The sequence below is a fragment of the Nocardia sp. NPDC005978 genome (assembly GCF_040614455.1).
Classification (GTDB): Bacteria; Actinomycetota; Actinomycetes; order Mycobacteriales; family Mycobacteriaceae; genus Nocardia.
This window is the reverse complement of sequence record NZ_JBEXUS010000001.1, coordinates 16,163-33,718: the sequence shown is the minus strand read 5'-3', so window position 1 is coordinate 33,718 and position 17,556 is coordinate 16,163. Positions and strand designations below refer to the sequence as shown.

At 68.1% G+C, this 17,556-nt stretch carries 14 protein-coding genes; 12 read left to right on the top strand and 2 right to left on the bottom strand.

What is annotated here, in order from left to right; genetic code table 11:
• Positions 1–21: 21 nt before the first annotated feature.
• Positions 22–405 (top strand): hypothetical protein, encoded by a 384-nt coding sequence (locus ABZ319_RS00165; protein WP_354984062.1) that lies wholly within the window; start codon positions 22–24, stop codon positions 403–405.
• A 158-nt stretch (positions 406–563) separates the two neighbouring features.
• Here the strand turns inward: ABZ319_RS00165 and ABZ319_RS00160 are convergent, their stop codons facing one another.
• A complete protein-coding gene (locus ABZ319_RS00160; protein ID WP_354984061.1) occupies positions 564–3,908 on the bottom strand; it encodes an MMPL family transporter in 3,345 nt (1,114 codons plus the stop codon).
• A 368-nt stretch (positions 3,909–4,276) separates the two neighbouring features.
• On the opposite strand from ABZ319_RS00160, the gene ABZ319_RS00155 reads away from it, so the two are divergent.
• Positions 4,277–6,094, top strand: a complete 1,818-nt coding sequence (locus ABZ319_RS00155; RefSeq protein ID WP_354984060.1) for an alkyl sulfatase dimerization domain-containing protein — start codon at positions 4,277–4,279, stop codon at positions 6,092–6,094.
• Between the two features lie 22 nt (positions 6,095–6,116).
• Here the strand turns inward: ABZ319_RS00155 and ABZ319_RS00150 are convergent, their stop codons facing one another.
• Complete coding sequence (locus ABZ319_RS00150; protein WP_354984059.1) at positions 6,117–6,746, bottom strand: TetR/AcrR family transcriptional regulator; 630 nt, start codon at positions 6,744–6,746, stop codon at positions 6,117–6,119.
• A gap of 152 nt (positions 6,747–6,898) precedes the next feature.
• Between ABZ319_RS00150 and ABZ319_RS00145 the strand changes: the two genes are divergently transcribed.
• From ABZ319_RS00145 to ABZ319_RS00100, 10 genes are all read left to right on the top strand, one after another.
• Complete coding sequence (locus tag ABZ319_RS00145) at positions 6,899–7,693, top strand: glucose 1-dehydrogenase (RefSeq protein WP_354984058.1); 795 nt, start codon at positions 6,899–6,901, stop codon at positions 7,691–7,693.
• A gap of 32 nt (positions 7,694–7,725) precedes the next feature.
• The gene (locus tag ABZ319_RS00140) at positions 7,726–8,856 is read left to right on the top strand and encodes a DUF5938 domain-containing protein (protein ID WP_354984057.1); all 1,131 of its coding nucleotides are present in this window, start codon (positions 7,726–7,728) and stop codon (positions 8,854–8,856) included.
• The gene (locus tag ABZ319_RS00135) at positions 8,856–10,400 is read left to right on the top strand and encodes an AMP-binding protein (protein WP_354984056.1); all 1,545 of its coding nucleotides are present in this window, start codon (positions 8,856–8,858) and stop codon (positions 10,398–10,400) included. The genes ABZ319_RS00140 and ABZ319_RS00135 overlap by 1 nt, the downstream gene beginning before the upstream one ends.
• A gap of 136 nt (positions 10,401–10,536) precedes the next feature.
• Positions 10,537–11,046, top strand: a complete 510-nt coding sequence (locus ABZ319_RS00130; protein ID WP_354984055.1) for a hypothetical protein — start codon at positions 10,537–10,539, stop codon at positions 11,044–11,046.
• A 94-nt stretch (positions 11,047–11,140) separates the two neighbouring features.
• The gene (locus ABZ319_RS00125; RefSeq protein WP_354984054.1) at positions 11,141–11,497 is read left to right on the top strand and encodes a hypothetical protein; all 357 of its coding nucleotides are present in this window, start codon (positions 11,141–11,143) and stop codon (positions 11,495–11,497) included.
• Between the two features lie 178 nt (positions 11,498–11,675).
• A complete protein-coding gene (gene efeU / locus ABZ319_RS00120; RefSeq protein ID WP_354984053.1) occupies positions 11,676–12,587 on the top strand; it encodes an iron uptake transporter permease EfeU in 912 nt (303 codons plus the stop codon).
• 8 nt (positions 12,588–12,595) lie between these two features.
• Positions 12,596–13,795 (top strand): iron uptake system protein EfeO, encoded by a 1,200-nt coding sequence (gene efeO / locus ABZ319_RS00115; RefSeq protein WP_354984233.1) that lies wholly within the window; start codon positions 12,596–12,598, stop codon positions 13,793–13,795.
• Positions 13,796–13,826: 31 nt separating this feature from the next.
• A complete protein-coding gene (gene efeB, locus ABZ319_RS00110; RefSeq protein WP_354984052.1) occupies positions 13,827–15,134 on the top strand; it encodes an iron uptake transporter deferrochelatase/peroxidase subunit in 1,308 nt (435 codons plus the stop codon).
• Positions 15,135–15,208: 74 nt separating this feature from the next.
• Entirely contained in the window at positions 15,209–16,609 is a 1,401-nt protein-coding gene (locus ABZ319_RS00105) for a lipase family protein (RefSeq protein ID WP_354984051.1), read from the top strand.
• 160 nt (positions 16,610–16,769) lie between these two features.
• Complete coding sequence (locus ABZ319_RS00100) at positions 16,770–17,507, top strand: alpha/beta fold hydrolase (RefSeq protein ID WP_354984050.1); 738 nt, start codon at positions 16,770–16,772, stop codon at positions 17,505–17,507.
• Positions 17,508–17,556: the final 49 nt, after the last annotated feature.

The following is a 17,556-nucleotide window of genomic DNA, read 5'->3' as shown; positions in this document are numbered from 1 at the left end:
GGCCCCTAGTGAACGGACGCGATGACCTACTCACGTGAAGTGCCCGACGCGTGGTCCGGTGCGCGCCTCACCCCGCACTGGGTTCCCGCCCGCGGGTTGGCCAACGGGCTCGACGCACGAGCCTGGGGAGTGCTGGCGGACCTGGACGAATCCGATGTCTACCGGGTGCTTTTCGCTCTCACCGACGCGGGCATCGCGGGCTACGTCCTGCCGGTGCGCGTCACCGTGATCGAGCGCGGGGACCCGGAAGTGCTCTGGCGGCTCTGGGTGGATATCCCGCGCTATCGCGCCGCCGAGGATCTGTTGATGCAGTTGCTGCGCTACAGCCGCACCCGGCGCCGGACGGAACCGCTGCGGCCCCGGCGTCGCCGCCGGCGTGTGGCCCTGGTGCGGAAGCCGGCCTGACCCCGCGGGCGAACCGGACGGCGCGGTTGTGCGGACGGGTAGCGCCGCACCTCGGCCACCCGGCCCGGCGGGTGCTGCTCGGGTTCGTCGAGCCGAGCGTGTCCCGAGCCGCTGCGTTGTGCCCCCGGCACAACGCAGCCCCGAATGCCCGGCACCGCTCAGCGCGCGCCCGCGTACTCCTCGAAGCCGAGCCGCAGATCATGATCCGCGCCCTGACCGTCGACGATCACCTCATCGATAACCAGTGAGTAGCCACGCACCTCGACGGTGTAGTCACCGGCCGGCAGATCGGGTACCTCGTAGCGGCCCTGCTCGTCGGTGTGGGTGGTGCCGACGGGTACTCCGGACCTGTTGAGAACGGTGACCCGCGCGTCGCGCACCGTGTTCCCATTGGCGCGGACCGTGCCGGACAACACCGCCATCGGGGCCAGCGCGGCGACGTCGACGCGCAGCCGGGTGCTGTCGGGCACCGTGAATGTCGTTGCCGTGGGCTTCATTCCGGGGGCCACCGTCACCAGGGTGTACGTACCGGCGAGCACGCCGCGGCAGGTGTAGCTGCCGTCGGCGGCGGTCAGGGCGGTGCAGACCACCTCGCCGAGGGCGTCGGTCACGCTCACGGTGGCATGCGGAACCGGCTGCTGAGCGGTGGTGCGGACGACGCCGAAGACCTCGCTGGTGCCCGTCAGGGTGAGGTCGAACCGCGTTGCGCCGCCGTCGGCCACGACGACATCCATCGCCGCCGGTTGATGTCCGTCCGCCGAGACGATCAGGACATAGTTGCCGGGCGCGGGCGGCACGAGGGTGTATCCGCCGGTGTCGCCCGCGGTCGTGCGTGAGACCTGGCGGCCGCGGTGACTGATCAGCGTCAGGATCGCGCCCGGTACGGGGTGCTGATCGTCTCGGCGCACGCTGCCGCTGATCGACGGGCCGTCCACCGGCACGGGGGTTTCGGAGGCGCGGGCGGTCCCGGCCGTTGAGGTGCGTGCCGGGACCTCGGTGGTGTGCACCGGCGGGGGGACGGATCGAGCGCTCTGATCAGGGAGGGGCGTGGGCTGCGTCGGTTCGGGTGCGGCTCGAACCGCGCCGACCGGATCGGGCGTGATCCGGACCGGTCGCGCCCGTTCGGGCGCACCCTGCGCGGGCTGCCGGACCGGCGCCCGAAGTTCTTCCGCCGCTTCGCTCGCCGCCGCGACGGGCAGCAGCCATTCGAGACGATCCGGCTTGCGCTGGGACTCCTGCAATTTCGCTCCCTCGACGTCGATGTCCGGCAGAATTCGGTCGAGCCACCGGGGAATCCACCAGGCTCGGCGCCCCATGATCACCAACAGGGCCGGGACCACCACCATCCGCACCACGAAGGCGTCGATCGCGACGCCGCACGCCAGTGCGAAACCCATGGATTTCGCGGTGACATCGGATTCCAGCAGGAACGAGCCGAACACCGAGATCATGATGATCGCCGCCGAGGTGACCACCCGGGCTCCGTGGTGGTAGCCGGAGATCATCGCATCCTTCGGCGATTTGCCGTGTACGTATTCCTCGCGCATCCGGGTCACCAGGAACACCTGGTAGTCCATCGCGAGTCCGAACACCAAGCCGATCAACATGATCGGCAAGAAGCTGATGATCGGCTGCGGATCCGAGATCAGGCCGAACGTGCCCTCCTGGAAGATCAGGACGGTCGCGCCGAAGGTGGCCGCCATGGACAGCAGGAAGCCGAGCGCGGCGGTCAGCGGCACCAGGATCGAGCGGAACACCAGGATCAGCAGGACGAAGGCCGCCCCGGCCACGATCGCCAGGTAGGGCACGATCTTGCCGAGCAGGACGTGGTCCATGTCGGCGTAGATGGCGGTGGTTCCGGTGATGCCGTACTCGATGCCGAAGCGCTCGTTCAGCTCCTGTTCGGCGTCGCGCGCGTCGCGCACCAGGTCCTTCGTCGCCTGGTTGTTCGGCCCCGATTTCGGTACGCCGCTGAGCATTACGCCGAGCTTGTTCGCGCTGATCTGCGGCGCGGTGACGTAATCCATCTCCTCGAGCCCGGCGAGCCGGTCCCGCAGGGCGGTCACCGCGGCGTCGCGCTGACCCGCCGGGACCTTCTTCAGGTCGGCCACGACGGTCAGGATCCCGTTGCTGCCTTCGCCGAACCCCTCCGTCCGGATGTCGTATGCCTTCCGGATCGTGGAATCGGTCGGGAAGCTGTTCTCACCCGGCAGACCCAGCTGCAATCCGAGCGCCGGAGCGGCCAGCGCGCCCAGCGCCGCCACCGCGAGGGTCAGCGCGACCCACGGCCCCTTGCCGATCAGACGCGCCACCCGCGTTCCGACGGTGACCGAGGTGTCGTCCTCCGGGTCGTGCCTGGCGACCACCGGCAGCTTCGGCGTGAACAGGAAGCGGCCGAAAGCGCCGAGCAGCGCGGGCATCAGGGTGATGGCGGTGAGCACCGCGAAGAACGCCGCGACCGCGCCGCCCAGGCCCATGAACGTCAGGAAGTTGACCCCGACGATGCTCAGCGCGCCCAGGGCGACGATGACGGTGAGCCCGGCGAACACCACCGCGGATCCGGCGGTGCCGACCGAGATGCCCGCGGCCTCTTCGGAACTCTTCGCGACCCGTAGTTCGTGCCTGTAGCGCGAGACGATGAACAGCGCGTAGTCGATGGAGAGCGCGATGCCGATCATCGACGCCAGAAACGTTGTGAAGCTCGGAATCTCGATGACCGAGGTGCCCAGGGAGATCACCAGCATGGCGGCGCCGAGGCCGGCGAGCGCGGTGACGATCGGCACGAAGGCCGCCACGATCGCCCCGAAGGCGATCACCATCACCACCAATGCCACACCCATGCCGATCATTTCGGCCTGACCGCTCGGCTGCTCCTGCTTCTGCTGGATCGCGCCGCCGATCTCGACGGTCAGGCCCTGCGCGCGGGCCGGGGTGGCGACCTCGAAGGCGGCCTTGCGCTCGGCGTCGGTGATGTCCGCGGCGGAGGCGATGTCGAAGGGGACCGAGAGCACGGCGACCGTGGCGGGCGCCTGTTCGTTCAGCACGTTCAGCGGAGCTCCGGAGCACACCGCGGGGTCGGCGGCGCCCAGGCAGCCCATCGCCTCGGTCACCGCTATCGGGTTGTTCAGTGCCGCAGCGTCTTTGTCCGTGACCATGCGCTGCTTGCCGTCATCGACCGCGAGAGTCCTCAGGTCGGCGATCAGCCTGTCGATGGCGGCGCGATGGGGTTTGTCGGTGAGTTTCGTGCCCGCGGGCGCCTTGATGACATAGGTTCCGCCGACCGCGTCGATGCCGAACTGCCCTGACATGCCCGGGAACTGCTTGTCCAGGATGTCGGTGGCGCGTTCCGAGGGCAGCGACGGCATGCTGAATTCGTCGCTCATCGGCTTGCTCAGCGCACTGCCGCCGACGCCGAGCGTCACGAGCAGCAGGAGCCACACCGGCAGGACGATCCACTTGCGTCTGAACGCGAATTTGCCCCACCGATACAGGTATACGGACACGAAAGGTTCTCCTAGGTGGTATCCGGATATGCCGACTTCCGGGCCCCTGTACAGCACTTTCGCGGCCCGCCACGCCTACGAACAGCTCCTCCCGGCGCGCTTCGTTCCGCTATCGCACTGTCGGACTTGGCGATCGAACGAAGGGCCGAAAACGGAGGAGTAACCTCAAGTTTCGGGAGTGTACCGTACGCGGCATTTGCGTCCGCGACGGCGGTGGCCGGTCGCAGGCTTCCTGCGGGAACCTGCGCGCCGCCGGGGTAGGTTGCGGGGCGCCCGCCGCGGCTCGAATTCACCCGCGTCGGGTGAAGTGCCGTGCGTTCGCGGCGCGGAACCATCGGCACCACACGACGACCGACGAGGGAGCGGACATGCCGGTGGACTACGAGGATCGGGCCGATTTCGAGGACGCCGAGCGCGGATTCATCGCCGCCCTGTCACCGGCGATCATCAAGACCGAGGCCGGGAAGGTCATCTGGGACGGTGACGCCTACGACTTCCTCGACGGCGAATGCCCGCCCTCCGCGAACCCCAGCCTGTGGCGGCAGGGGCAGCTCGCGAACAAGCAGGGACTGTTCGAGGTCGCCGAGGGCATCTACCAGGTACGCAACCTCGATCTGTCGAACATGACCATCGTCGAGGGCGACACCGGGGTCATCGTCATCGACCCGCTGATCTCGGCGGAGACCGCCGCGGCGGCCCTGGGGCTCTACCGCGCGCATCGCGGGGACCGCCCGGTGACCGGCCTGATCTACACCCATTCACACGGCGACCACTTCGGCGGCGCCCGCGGGGTCGTTCCGCACGGGCACGCCCCCGTCCCGATCATCGCCCCGTCCGGCTTCCTCGAGCACGCGGTGAGCGAGAACGTCTACGCGGGCACGGCGATGAGCCGCCGCGCCGCGTACATGTACGGGGCGAATCTGCCGAAGGGCCCGGACGCGCAGATCGGATGCGGGCTGGGCATGACCACCTCCACCGGCACCATCACCCTCATCCCGCCGACCGTCGACATCACCCACACCGGCCAGGAGGAGACGGTCGACGGGGTGCACATCGTCTTCCAGCTCACCCCGGGCACCGAAGCCCCCTCGGAGATGAACTTCCTGTTCCCCGAGCGGCGCGCGCTGTGCATGGCCGAGAACGTCACCCACAACATGCACAACATCCTCACCCTGCGCGGCGCGCTGGTCCGTGATTCACGCATCTGGGCGCGCTATCTCGACGAGGCGATCGGCATGTTCGCCGACAAGATCGACGTCTCCTTCGCCTCCCACCACTGGCCCGTGTGGGGCCGGGAGGGCTTCGTGAGTCTGCTTGCGGGACAGCGTGATATGTACGCCTACCTGCACGACCAAACACTGCGGATGCTCAACAGCGGCCTCACCGGCCCGGAGATCGCCGAGGTCATGGAGTTGCCCGAGGCGCTGGACAGCCGGTGGGCCAACCGCGGCTACTACGGGTCGGTCAGCCACAACGTCAAGGCCATCTACCAGCGCTATATGGGCTGGTTCGACGGCAATCCCGCGCATCTGTGGGAGCATCCCCCGGTCGAGCAGGCCAGGCGCTACGTGGCGGACTACGGCGGCATCGACGCGCTGATCGGAAAGGCCAAGGCGTATGCGGAGAGCGGCGACCTGCGGTTCGCCGCGACCCTGCTCAACCACGCCATCTTCGCCGAACCCGGCAACGCGGTGGCCAAGGAACTCCTGGCCTCGGTGTACGACACCCTGGGCCACGGCGCGGAGAACGGGCCCTGGCGCAACTTCTACCTGTCCGGCGCACTCGAGCTGCGAAAAGGCGTGGTGCACACCGAGATCGACACCAGCAACCCGGAAATGGCGATGGCGCTGACGGTCGAGATGCTCATCGATTCGATGGCCGTGCGCGTGAACGGACCCCGGGCCGCCGAGACCGGCTTCACGATGGACTGGAAGGTGGCCGGCGAGGGTGAGACCGTGCGCCTGACCCTGTCCAACGGCGCGCTGACCCACCGCACCGCCACCGCGGACGCACCGCACCACGGGCCCGCGGACCTCACCCTCTCCCTCACCAAGGAACAGCTCCTGGGTGTGCTGACCGGCAAGGGTCTGGACGGGGTGGGCGTAGAGGGGGATCCGGCCGTACTGGCCACCCTCGCGGGCCTGCTCGATACCGCGGATATCGACTTCGCGATCGTCACGCCCTAGGACGGCATCCGCCGCGGCGCGATCACGCTCCGTGTGGCGCGCTCGCTCGAGCCGGGTCGAGCAGCAGCGGGAGGAGCTGATGCACCTGCGCGCTCAGGGTGGCGAGCGACCGCTGTTCTCCCGCAAGGTAACCGAGCAGGGCCTGCTGGAACAGTCCATCCAGCAGGCCGTACGCCGCGTTCGGGGCGATCGACGGCTCGGCGCCGCACAACTCCGCGTACCGGGCGACGACCCGCCACACCATGTCCTCGAGGGTGCGGTCGATCTGCGCGACCGGTTCGCGCAGGTCCGGTTCGAACATGCTCTGAGACCTCAGGTCGTACCAGAGCCGGTGCATGGGGGCTTCCTCGACGATGGTCTCGCACAGCTTGTCCGCGAAGGCCGCGAGCAGACCGGCGGGCGTGGTCGCGTCGGCGACCACGCCGTCGTAGCGGGTCACGCAGGTTTGTTTGTACTGCTGCACGCAGAAGACGATCAGCTGGAGCTTGTCGCTGAAGTAGTAGTGCACGACCCCGTGCGAGAACTCGGAGTTGTTCGCGATCTCCCGCAGCGAGGACTTGGCGTAGCCGAGTTCGCCGAGGGTGCGCAGCGCGGAATCCGCGAGCGCGCGGCGGCGCGCGTCGTGTTTGTCGATCGGATTCGCTCTCGGCATCGGCCCTCTTCGATCGGATGTGGACAGCCGGAGCCTACCGCAAAGTCTTGACGATCGGATAACAGAATCTAGACAGTCGTCAAGAGAAGTCTTGACAAGTGTCAAGAAGTCGAGAATCGTGTGATCGGCATCACCACGACGAAGGAGCACCCATGGCAAGCACGGACCTGACCGGGCGAATCGCGCTGGTCACCGGCGGCGCACAAGGTCTCGGCGAGGGCATGGCGTACGCGCTGGCAGCGGCCGGGGCACGGGTCGTGATCGCCGACATCCAGGACGATCTCGGCGGCAAACTCGCCGAAACACTCGGCGCGGATCACGGTTTCGTCCGCCTCGACGTCACCGACGACGCGTCCTGGAGCGCGGCGGTCGCCTCGACCGTCGAACGGTTCGGCGGCTTGGACGTCGTCGTCAACAACGCCGGGGTGGAGATCACCAGCCTGCTGATCGACCTGGACCCGGAGGATGCGCGAAAGACGTTCGACATCAACGTGATCGGTGCCTCGCTCGGACTCAAGCACGCGTTCCGCGCCATGCGGCCGGGCGGCGCGGCCGGTCGCGGCGGAGCCGTGGTGAACATCGCCTCGGTCGCGGCGACCATCGCGTTCCCCGGTATCGCGATGTATTCGGCGAGCAAGTCCGCCATCGACCGGCTCACCCGGGTGGCGGCCATGGAGAGCGGCAAACTCGGCTACGGCGTCCGCGTGAACTGCGTCTACCCCGGCCTGGTGCCGAATCGGATGGGTGCCGCGCTGGCCGACGACGTCGCGCGCATCGGGCTGTTCGGCTCGCCGCAGGAAGCGGTCGAGGCCGTGGTCGCGCTCACCCCGTCGGGCCGGCTGGCCACCACCGAGGACATCGCGGCCGCGGTGGTCTTCCTCGCCTCGGACTCCTCGGCCTTCGTCAACGGCGCCGGCTTGGCCGTCGACGGCGGCATGGGCATGTGACCCGGATCCATTCGAAGAAAGCGGAGAACACCATGAGCACCAAGCCCGTCATCGTCTACGGCGCCTCCGGTTACACCGGCCGGCTGATCTGTGAATACCTGCGCGAGTTCGGGATTCCGTTCGTCGCCGCCGGCCGCAGCAGCGCCACGCTGAAGACTTCGATGGAGTCCCACGTGCCCGGCATCGAGACCGCCGACTACGAGATCGCCGAAGTCGCACACGATGTGGAGTCGCTGACCGAGCTCTTCCGTGGCGCGTCGGTCGTGTGCAACACCGTCGGCCCGTTCAGTTCCTATGGGCCGGAGGTGGTTCGGGCCTGCCTGGCGGCCGGGGTGCACTACCTCGACACGACCGGCGAGCAAGACTGGCTGATCACCTGCGACGAGGCCTACGGCGCGGACTTCGCGGCGGCGGGCCTGCTGCTCTCGCCCGGGCTCGCCCAGATGTACACCACCGGCGAGATCGCCGCCGAGCTGTGCCTCGAATACCCCGGCCTGGACACCCTCGACATCGCCGTGTTCTGGGGCGGCTCGCCCACCATCGCCTCGACGCGCACCATCCTGGTCAACGCGGCCACCTCGCGGGCGCACTACCTGCGCCAGAACACCTACGCCGAGTTCGATCCGAACCAGGGGCTGGTGCCGCTGGTCGTGCCCGGCCAGCATGAACTCGCCATGTCGCTGCCGTGGGGCGGCACCTCGCATCCGGTCTGGTACAGGAACGATCCGCGGGTGGCGAACTGCAAGGCCCAGGGCGGAGTCTTCAACGCGGAGTTGATGAACGGCGTCCCGCTGATCGTGGCGCAGGCCCTGGAGGCGACCAAGGACATGGACCCGGTGGCTCGCGACGCGGCCCTGACCGCCACCGCCGCCCAGGTGATGAACCAGATGCCGCCGCGCGAGAACCCGCGCCTGAACAAGTCCCTGGACTCGGTGCACGCCTCCGGGCCGCTGGCCCGTGCGCACTGCGTCATCCACGGCAATCAGAACTACAAGCAGACCGGGCTGATGCAGGCGTTCGCGGCGTCGTGGCTGTTGCAGCAGCCGCCCAAGCGAGTCGGATTCGCTTCGGGCTGTAAGGCTTTCGGACATCGCGAACTGCTCGGGCAGTTGCGGGCCTTCGGCCTGGTGTCGGCGCCGGTCCTGACCGTGCAGGACAACTGATGCGGCTGATCGACTACCTGGACAAGGGCGCGTCGCTGGACCCCGACGCCCCGTGCCTGGTGTGCGACGGCGTGGTGTCCACTTACGCGCAGGTGCGTGCGCTCAGCGATCGGGTCGCCGCGGCGCTGGCCGCCCGCGAGGTGGCGCCCGGTGACAAGGTCGCGATCCTGTCCGCCAATGACCCGACGGCATTCACCTGCGTATTCGGGATCAGTCGCGCGGGGGCCGTGTGGTGTCCGATCAATCCGCGCAACGCGGCGAACGAGACGCGTGAACTCCTGGACCTGTCCGATTGCTCGGTGCTGCTGTTCCAGGAATCCTTTGCACCGCTGGTGAATTCGATCCGCACCGCGCTGCCGGGGTTGACCACGCTGGTGTGCTTGGACGGCGCGCCCGAGTGGGCGCTGAGCTGGGACGAGTTTCTCGGCGCGGGGGCCGGTCCGGTCGACCGGCACGCGCCCGGCGATCTCGCCTTGATCGCGGGCACCGGCGGCACCACCGGGCGGCCCAAGGGGGTGATGCTCACCGGCGCCAATATCGAGGCGATGACCGCGATCACGCTGATGAGTTATCCCTGGCCCGTCGCGGACGCGCGCCCGACCTACCTGGCATTGGCCCCGCTCACCCACGCCGCCGGTGTGCTCTGCTTCCCGGTGCTGTGCCGCGGCGGATCCATCGTCATCATGCGCAGGCCCGATGTGGAGGAATTCCTGGACAATCTCGAAATCCACCGTGTCACACACACTTTCCTGCCGCCCACGCTGATCTACATGGTGCTGGACCATCCCTCGCTCGACCGGCGGGACCTGTCCCGCCTGCAATGCTTCTGGTACGGGGCCGCGCCGATGTCGACCTCCCGGCTGGAGGAGGCGCTCACCCGAATCGGCCCGGTCATGGCCCAGCTGTTCGGCCAGACCGAAGCCCCGATGATGATCTCCACCATGTCCCCGGCCGATCACTTCGCCGTGGACGGTTCGATCGCCCGCGCGCGGCTGTCCTCGGCCGGGCGGCCGTCGCCGCTGGTCACGGTCGCCATCATGGCAGAGGACGGGCGGCTGCTGGACCGAGACGAACGCGGCGAGATCGTGATTCGCGGGTCGCTGGTCATGCGGGGCTACTACGGCAACGAGCCCGCGACCGCGGAGGCGTCGGCGCGGGGCTGGCACCACACCGGAGACATCGGCTACCTCGACCGGGACGGCTACCTGTTCATCGTCGACCGCGCCAAGGACATGGTGATCACCGGCGGATTCAACGTGTACTCCACCGAGGTCGAGCAGGCGATCATGGCGCATCCGGCGGTGGCGGACTGCGCGGTGGTCGGACTGCCGGACGACAAATGGGGCGAGCGGCTGACAGCGGTGCTCGAGGTCCGTCCCGGCGCCCGGGTCGATACCCGGGAACTGATCTCCTTCGTCAAGGAGCGCCTGGGCAGCGTGAAAACGCCCAAGCAGATCGAGGTCTGGCGAACCCTGCCGCGCTCGAAGATCGGCAAGGTGCTCAAGACCGAGATCAAGAACCAGCTGCTCGACCTGCCCGGCTGACATCGCGCTCGGGCGGTGGCGCGGAAAGTGAACATGGAATACTTCATTCCGAAAGTCCCACGGCAACAATCGATCTTGTTGTAATCTCGCGCCAGCCCGGGCGGAAAACGCGCCCGGCTCGCCCTGGAGAGTACGCATGAAGATCACGAAGTACATTGCCGCCGTTGCCATGTCGGTCGCCGCGCTCGTTTCGATCAATACCGGTCAGGCGGGCGCCGCCTCGATCGGAGCGGTCCTGAATACGAATCAGGTTCTCAATCAGGGTGATTGGCTGCGCACTTCTTCCCAGAGCACCGCGGCCTTCGCGATTCTGCAGGGCGACGGCAACTTCTGCGTCTACAAGGGCACCGGGCCGGGCAACAACCTGGGCGGGGTCTGGTGCTCGGGGACCTCCGGGCACTCGCAGGTGTTCGCCGTCATGCAGGGCGACGGGAACTTCGTCATCTACAAGGGCACCGGCCCCGGCAACAACCAGGGCTACCTCTGGGGCACGGGAGCTCGCAGTGGCGCGTCCGGCTTCTACCTCCAGCTCAACGGCACCGGATTCGGCCACTCGAATCCGCAGCTGCAGGTGGTCGGGTTCCCGGCCAGCGGCTGGAACACCTGCTACTGGTCCAGCGACGGCAACTGCAACCTCGGCGGATAGCGGTACGCGACGGGTGTCACGGCGGCGCGCGCCGGACAACCCGGCGGCGCGCGCCCGGCGGCGTGGGCGGGCGGCGGCCCCGTAGGCTGGACCTATGGGTCGCTTGCTCGCCTTCCTGCTCATCGCCGCCGTCCTGGCCCTGGCCATCTGGTGGATATCCCGGGAGTGGTCGGGTGACGTCGACCGGCTGGCCCGGGCCAAGTCCGAGGTCCGCGGCTACCTCGATCGCACGGGCAGCGAACTCCTGCTCCTGGACCCCGACAACGACGCCGCCCTGAACGCAGTGACCGAGGCGGTCGACCACATGACCACCGCCCGTTCCCAACTGGCCGCCGCTACGAACCTCGGTCAGGTCCGCGTAGCGCGCGAGTCCGCCCGCGCCGGGCTCTATTTCATCCGCAAGGCCCGCGAGGCCATGGGCCTGGACCCCGGCCCGCCCATTCCGAGGTAAGTATTCGGCTATCCGCTGACCATTAATTCCGTCATTTCGGACAATTCGGTCATTTGTTGAAGAATGCCGAAGTCGCCCATATTGCGGATGTCACCATGGGGGTACGCTCACCGAACGATCAGGCATGCCTACCCTAATTTTGGCGGTGGGCGGACGACGAGAACGAGGTGGCGCAGGGATGGTGCTCGCGGCATCGACGCCTTCGGTGGCCACGCAGCTGTTCGGCAGCGGGCTGATCGGACTGCGGGAAGGGCTCGAGGCCGGGATCGTGGTAATGATCCTGGCGGCGTTCCTGGTCAAGTCCGACAGCCGGTCCAACCTGAAATGGTTGTGGCTCGGGGTGGGAGCCGCCGTCGCGATGGTGCTGGCGGTGTTCGCGGGTATTCACTACGGGACCTCGACCATCAGCGGTCTGGCCGCCGAGGCGGTGGCCGGCGTCGCGTCGTTGATCGCGGTCGTCATCGTCACCGGCATGGTGCTGTGGATGCGTGGCGCGGCCGCGCACCTGTCCGCCGATTTGCGCCGGGGGATGTCGCAGGCGGTGGAGTTGGGCGGGGTCGCCGTCGCGAGCCTGGCGTTCTTCGCGGTCGGGCGTGAGGGGCTCGAGACCGCGTTGCTGATGGTCGGGTATGCCGAGAACGCCTCCAACAGCAATTGGCCGCTACTGGGGCTGCTGCTCGGGATCCTGGTGGCGGTCGCGCTCACTGTCGCGTTGTATCTGGGTGCGGTCCGCATCAGTCTGACGAAGTTCTTCAGGTACACCGGTGCGCTGCTGGTGGTCGTGGCGGCGGGCATCCTGGCCTACGGGATCCGGGCGTTGCAGACGGTCGGCTGGCTGCCCGGCATCGACGATCTCGCCTTCGATGTCAGCGCGCACTACGACCAGTCCTCTTGGTATGGAACGACACTGGCGGGTCTGTTCAATCTGCGCCCGGATCCGACGGTGCTGCAGGTGATCGCCTGGGTGCTGTACCTGGTCGTGGTGCTGACGTTGTTCCTGCGTGTGCGGCGTCCCGAAACTTCCCCGTCCTCGGCTGCGGTGGATCAGACTCCGGCTTCGCGAGAGCCGGAACCGAAAGGAAAACAGTGAAACCGAACCTGTCGAGGCGTGCCCTGGCCGCCGCCGGACTGCTGCTGGCCGCGCCGCTGGCGATCACCGCGTGCACCGCCAAATCCGATGGCAGCGGGGATATCTCCGTCACGTCCACCGAATCCGCGTGTGAACTCAGCTCCACCAGCGCTTCGACCGGCACGGTGAAATTCAGCATCACCAACAACGGTTCGAAGGTGACCGAGTTCTACGTCTTCGGCAAGAACAACCGTGTGCTGGGCGAGATCGAGAACATCGGCCCCGGGGTCACCGGCAAGCTCGTCGTGGATATCACCGAGCCTGGCACCTACGAGACCGCGTGCAAACCGGGCATGGTGGGCAACGGCATTCGCGGCAAGCTCGAGGTCACCGGCGAGCAGAAGGCCAAGACCGACGTCCCGGCCGACGTCGAACAGGCCAAGGCCAGGTACCTGGACTATGTGCGCGGTCAGCTCGATGGTTTGGTCGCGCAGACCACGACGTTCGTGGCCGCGGTGAAGTCCGGTGATACCGCTGCGGCCAAGGCGCAGTTCGGGTTGACCCGCACCTTCTACGAGCGGGTCGAGCCGGTCGCGGAATCGTTCGCGGACCTGGATCCGGCGATCGATATGCGCTGGGACGACACCGAGGACGGCAAGCAGCCCTTCACCGGGTTCCACCGGATCGAGCGGTTCCTGTGGCCGCCGCAGCAGTCCCAGGTCGGCGAGGACGGCGACGACATCAGCCAAGCGGACCTGGACAATTCGAAGAAGGACACCGCCGCACAGGTCAACACCGAGGCCGATGCCCTTTTGGCCAATGTCACCGCGCTGCGCGACGAGGTGCGCAAGGACGACTTCTCGTTCGAGACCCAGTCGTTCGTCAAGGGCGCGCAGGCGCTGGTCGACGAGATCGCCGCGACCAAGGTCGGCGGCGAGGAGGACCGGTACTCGCGCACCGATCTGTGGGACTTCGCGGCCAACATCGACGGTTCGGAAACCCTGATCGCGGAGTTGCAGCCGATGATCGCGGCGAAGAACCCGGCGTTGATGGACAAGATCACCAGCCAGTTCAAGGCCGTCCGCGAGGCCATCAATGCCTACCGCGAAGGCGACGGCTACATCTCGTACGACAAGGTCACCGCACCGCAACGCAAGGATCTGTCCGACAAGATCGACGCCCTGTCGGCGACCCTGAGCCAGGTCCCGGACCTGGTTCTCGGACAGTAGTTTCCGAGCACACACACAGGAAAGAAATCCCATGACCGAGCGACCCGCAGCCGAGTCCGGAAACCCGCGCCGACCCGGGGTCTCCCGGCGTCTGCTGCTGGGCGGCGCGGCTGCGGGCGCCGGGGTGGTGGCCGGCGCGGCGATCAGCAGCGCCGCGCACCAGGCGCCCGCCGACCCGAACGATCGGGTGGTGGCCTTCCGTGGTGAGCGGCAGGCCGGGATCGTCACCGCCGTGCAGGACCGCCTGCACTTCGCGGCGTTCGACGTCATCACCGATTCGCGCGCCGAACTCATGGACCTGCTCCAACGCTGGACCCTGGCCGCTGAACGCATGACCCGCGGCCTCGAAACCGTCGACGGCGGCGCGGTCGGTCACGGCACCCACCTGCCCCCGCCCGACACCGGCGAAGCACTCGGACTATCGCCCGCCGCACTGACCTTGACCATCGGCTTCGGACCCGGCCTGTTCGGCGCGAGCCCCACCGCACCCACACGCGGAGACCGCTTCGGCCTCGCCAAACACCGCCCCGCCGCGCTCGAGAACCTGCCGACTTTCGCCAAGGACGCCATCGAAACCTCCCGCAGCCACGGCGACATCTGCGTCCAAGCCTGCTCCGACGACCCCCAGGTCGCCGTCCACGCCATCCGCAACCTCGCCCGCATGGGCTTCGGCATCGTCAGCGTCCGCTGGTCCCAACTCGGCTTCGGCCGCACCTCCAGCACCACCCGCGGCCAAGCCACACCCCGGAACATGTTCGGGTTCAAAGACGGCACCCGCAACCTCACCGCCGAACAAACCGACCTCCTCGACAAATTCGTATGGGTCGCACCCGAAGACAACCCCACCGACGCTCAATGGCTCACCGGCGGAAGCTACCTCGTGGCCCGGCGCATCCGCATGGACATCGAAGCCTGGGACCGCGCCGCACTCGGCGAACAAGAACAAATCGTCGGCCGCAGCAAAGGCGAAGGCGCACCACTCGGTCAGACCGCCGAGTTCGACGACCCCGACTTCCTCATCACCTCCGGCCGCCAACCCATCATCGCCGCCGATTCCCATGTCCGCCTCGCCCACCCGGACAACCTCGGCGGCATCCAACTACTGCGCCGCGGCTACAACTTCACCGACGGCTCCGACGGCTTCGGCCACCTCGACGCCGGCCTGTTCTTCCTCGCCTACTGCCGCAACCCCCACACCCAATTCGTCCCCATGCAACACGCCCTGTCCACCAAGGACGCCATGATGGAATACCTCACCCACACCGGCACCGCCCTCTACGCCTGCCCACCCGGCCTCGAAGCCGGACAATGGTGGGGCCAACGCCTCTTCGAAGCATGACCGCCGAGTGAGCTGAATTCGCCTGCCGCATTTCTGAAACCTGTTACCGTTCTCGCGGCAGGAAGGGGTGCGGCATGGGGAAATCCAGCGGAACCGGCCGTTCGGCAACGGTGTTCGACGTCATGAAGGGCCGTGCGGGCCGCGGGGTGCTGGCGATGGCCGTGGCGTGCGCCGCCGGCCTCGCCACCGCACAGACCGCCCATTCGACTCCCAATACCGCGGACGGATTCTATGCGCCGCCAACCGGATACGCCGAGACCGAGCCGGGCACCGTTCTGCGCTCACGGCCGATAGCGGCCAGCTTCTTCCAGGCGCTGCCGATGGCGGTCGACGCCTGGCAGGTGCTGTACCGCACCACCGATTCCACCGGCGCCCCCTACAGCGCGGTCACCACGGTGCTGAAGCCGCGGCAGGGCAACGGGACCATCCTGTCCTTCCAGAACATGACCGATGCCATTGCGCCGCAGTGCATGCCGTCGCAGGCCCTGCAGCAGGGGCAGGTGCCGTGGCTCGACTTCGGTGAGAGTCAGCCGATCGAACTGACCACGATGGCGAACGAGTCCCCGCTGGTGGCCGCCGCGCTCGCGAAGGGCTGGACGGTGTCGGTCCCGGACTACGGCGGCGTCGACAATCACTTCCTGGCCCCGAAGGAGCCCGGCTACGTCATTCTCGACGGCATCCGCGCGGTCCGGAATCTCGACCCGGCCGCCGCGCCCGCCGATTCGAAAGTATTGATGTGGGGCTACTCCGGCGGCGGTATCGCCACCGGCTGGGCCGCCCAGGAACAGCCTTCCTACGCGCCCGAACTCGACGTCGCGGCGGCTGCCCTCGGCGCGCCCGTCGGAGACTTCGAGGCCGGAATCCGTTCTGCCAACGGCACACTCGTGGGCGGGGCGCTGATCCCCGTCGCGCTGATGGGGATGCGGCAGAATTCCCCGGAGCTGGCCGCGGCGCTCGACCGGTACCTGACCCCGGCCGGCCGGCAGAAGATCGACGACGCCACGACCGCCTGCACACCGCAGAATCTACTGTCCAACATCGGTTTCGACGCGGCGCGCCACCTGACCGTGCCGCTGAGCGAGGTGCTCGCCGACCCGGTGATCCAGGCGGCCGTGCAGGAATCCGAACTCGGCCACACCGCGCCCACCGCACCGCTGTACGTCTACAACGCCATCGCCGACGAGATCAGCACCATCGCCGGGGCCGACACCCTCGTGGCCGGGTACTGCGACAGCGGTGTCCCGGTGACCTATCGGCGCGAACAACTCCCCATGCCGCTGTCCGGCCACACCCTCGAATGGGCGCTGGGCGCACCGGGCGCGCTGGCCTGGTTGCAACAGCAGGCCGACGCCGCCGCCGAACCGACCGGGTGCGACATCGCCTCGGTCCCCGCGACGATCACCGATCCCGCGGCGCTCGGCGCCTTGACGTCGGGCATCATCACCGGCTCGGTCCTGGGGCTGTTCGGTCTCTGACAACCCGCCGCACGGTCATCGACCGTGCACTGTGCACGAATCGATTTCGGTGTGGCGGGCGGTGCGACAGTTCTCGGAGTTCGGCGGCCGGAGTCCTTGACTCCGGCGCTCGCGCGGTTCGATGATGACGCCGGGAATTGGCGTTGACAAGGGGACCGCGATGACCAATTGGCTACTGCTGCGGGGGCTCACCCGCGATCAACGGCACTGGGGGCAGTTTCACCACGAGCTGGCGGCGCGTCTCGGCGTGCGCGTCGTGACGATCGATCCGCCGGGCTTCGGAACGCGGAACGGGCACGTATCGCCCCGCTCGATCGCCGCCATCACCGACGATATCCGGGCGCGGTTCGAACCCGGGGACGAGCGCTGGTCGCTGCTGGGGATTTCACTCGGCGGCATGATGGCCATGGACTGGGTTGCCCGCTACCCGGCGGAGTTCGAGCGCTGCGCGGTGGTCAATACCGCCGCGCCCGCGCTGGTTCGGCCACACCAGATGGGCGGCGGCCTGGTCTCGCTGGTGGCGGGCAAGCAGTTTCGCTCACTCGATGCTCACGAGGCCGCCGCGCTGGCGCTGAGCAGCAATCGCCCCGCGGACGAACTGACGGAACTGGCGGCGACGTGGGCGCGGTACCAGCGGGAAGCCGCACCCGTCAGCGCCAGCGCTCTCGGACAGGTCGCCGCGGCGGTGACCTTCCGCCTGCCCGCTCGGATACCGGTTCCGCTACTGGTGCTCACCTCCGCGGGCGATCGCCTGATCGACCATCGGATCTCACGGCGGCTCGCGGCCCGGTTCGACGCGCCCCTGCGGGTGCACCCCGACGCGGGCCACGACCTGCCGCTCGACGACGGCGCGTGGGTGTGCGAGCGGATCGCCGAGTGGCTCGGGCCGGTGGACTAGGCGGCTCTTCCCGCGAAAGGCCCCGGCCCGCATCACCGGGTCGACAGCC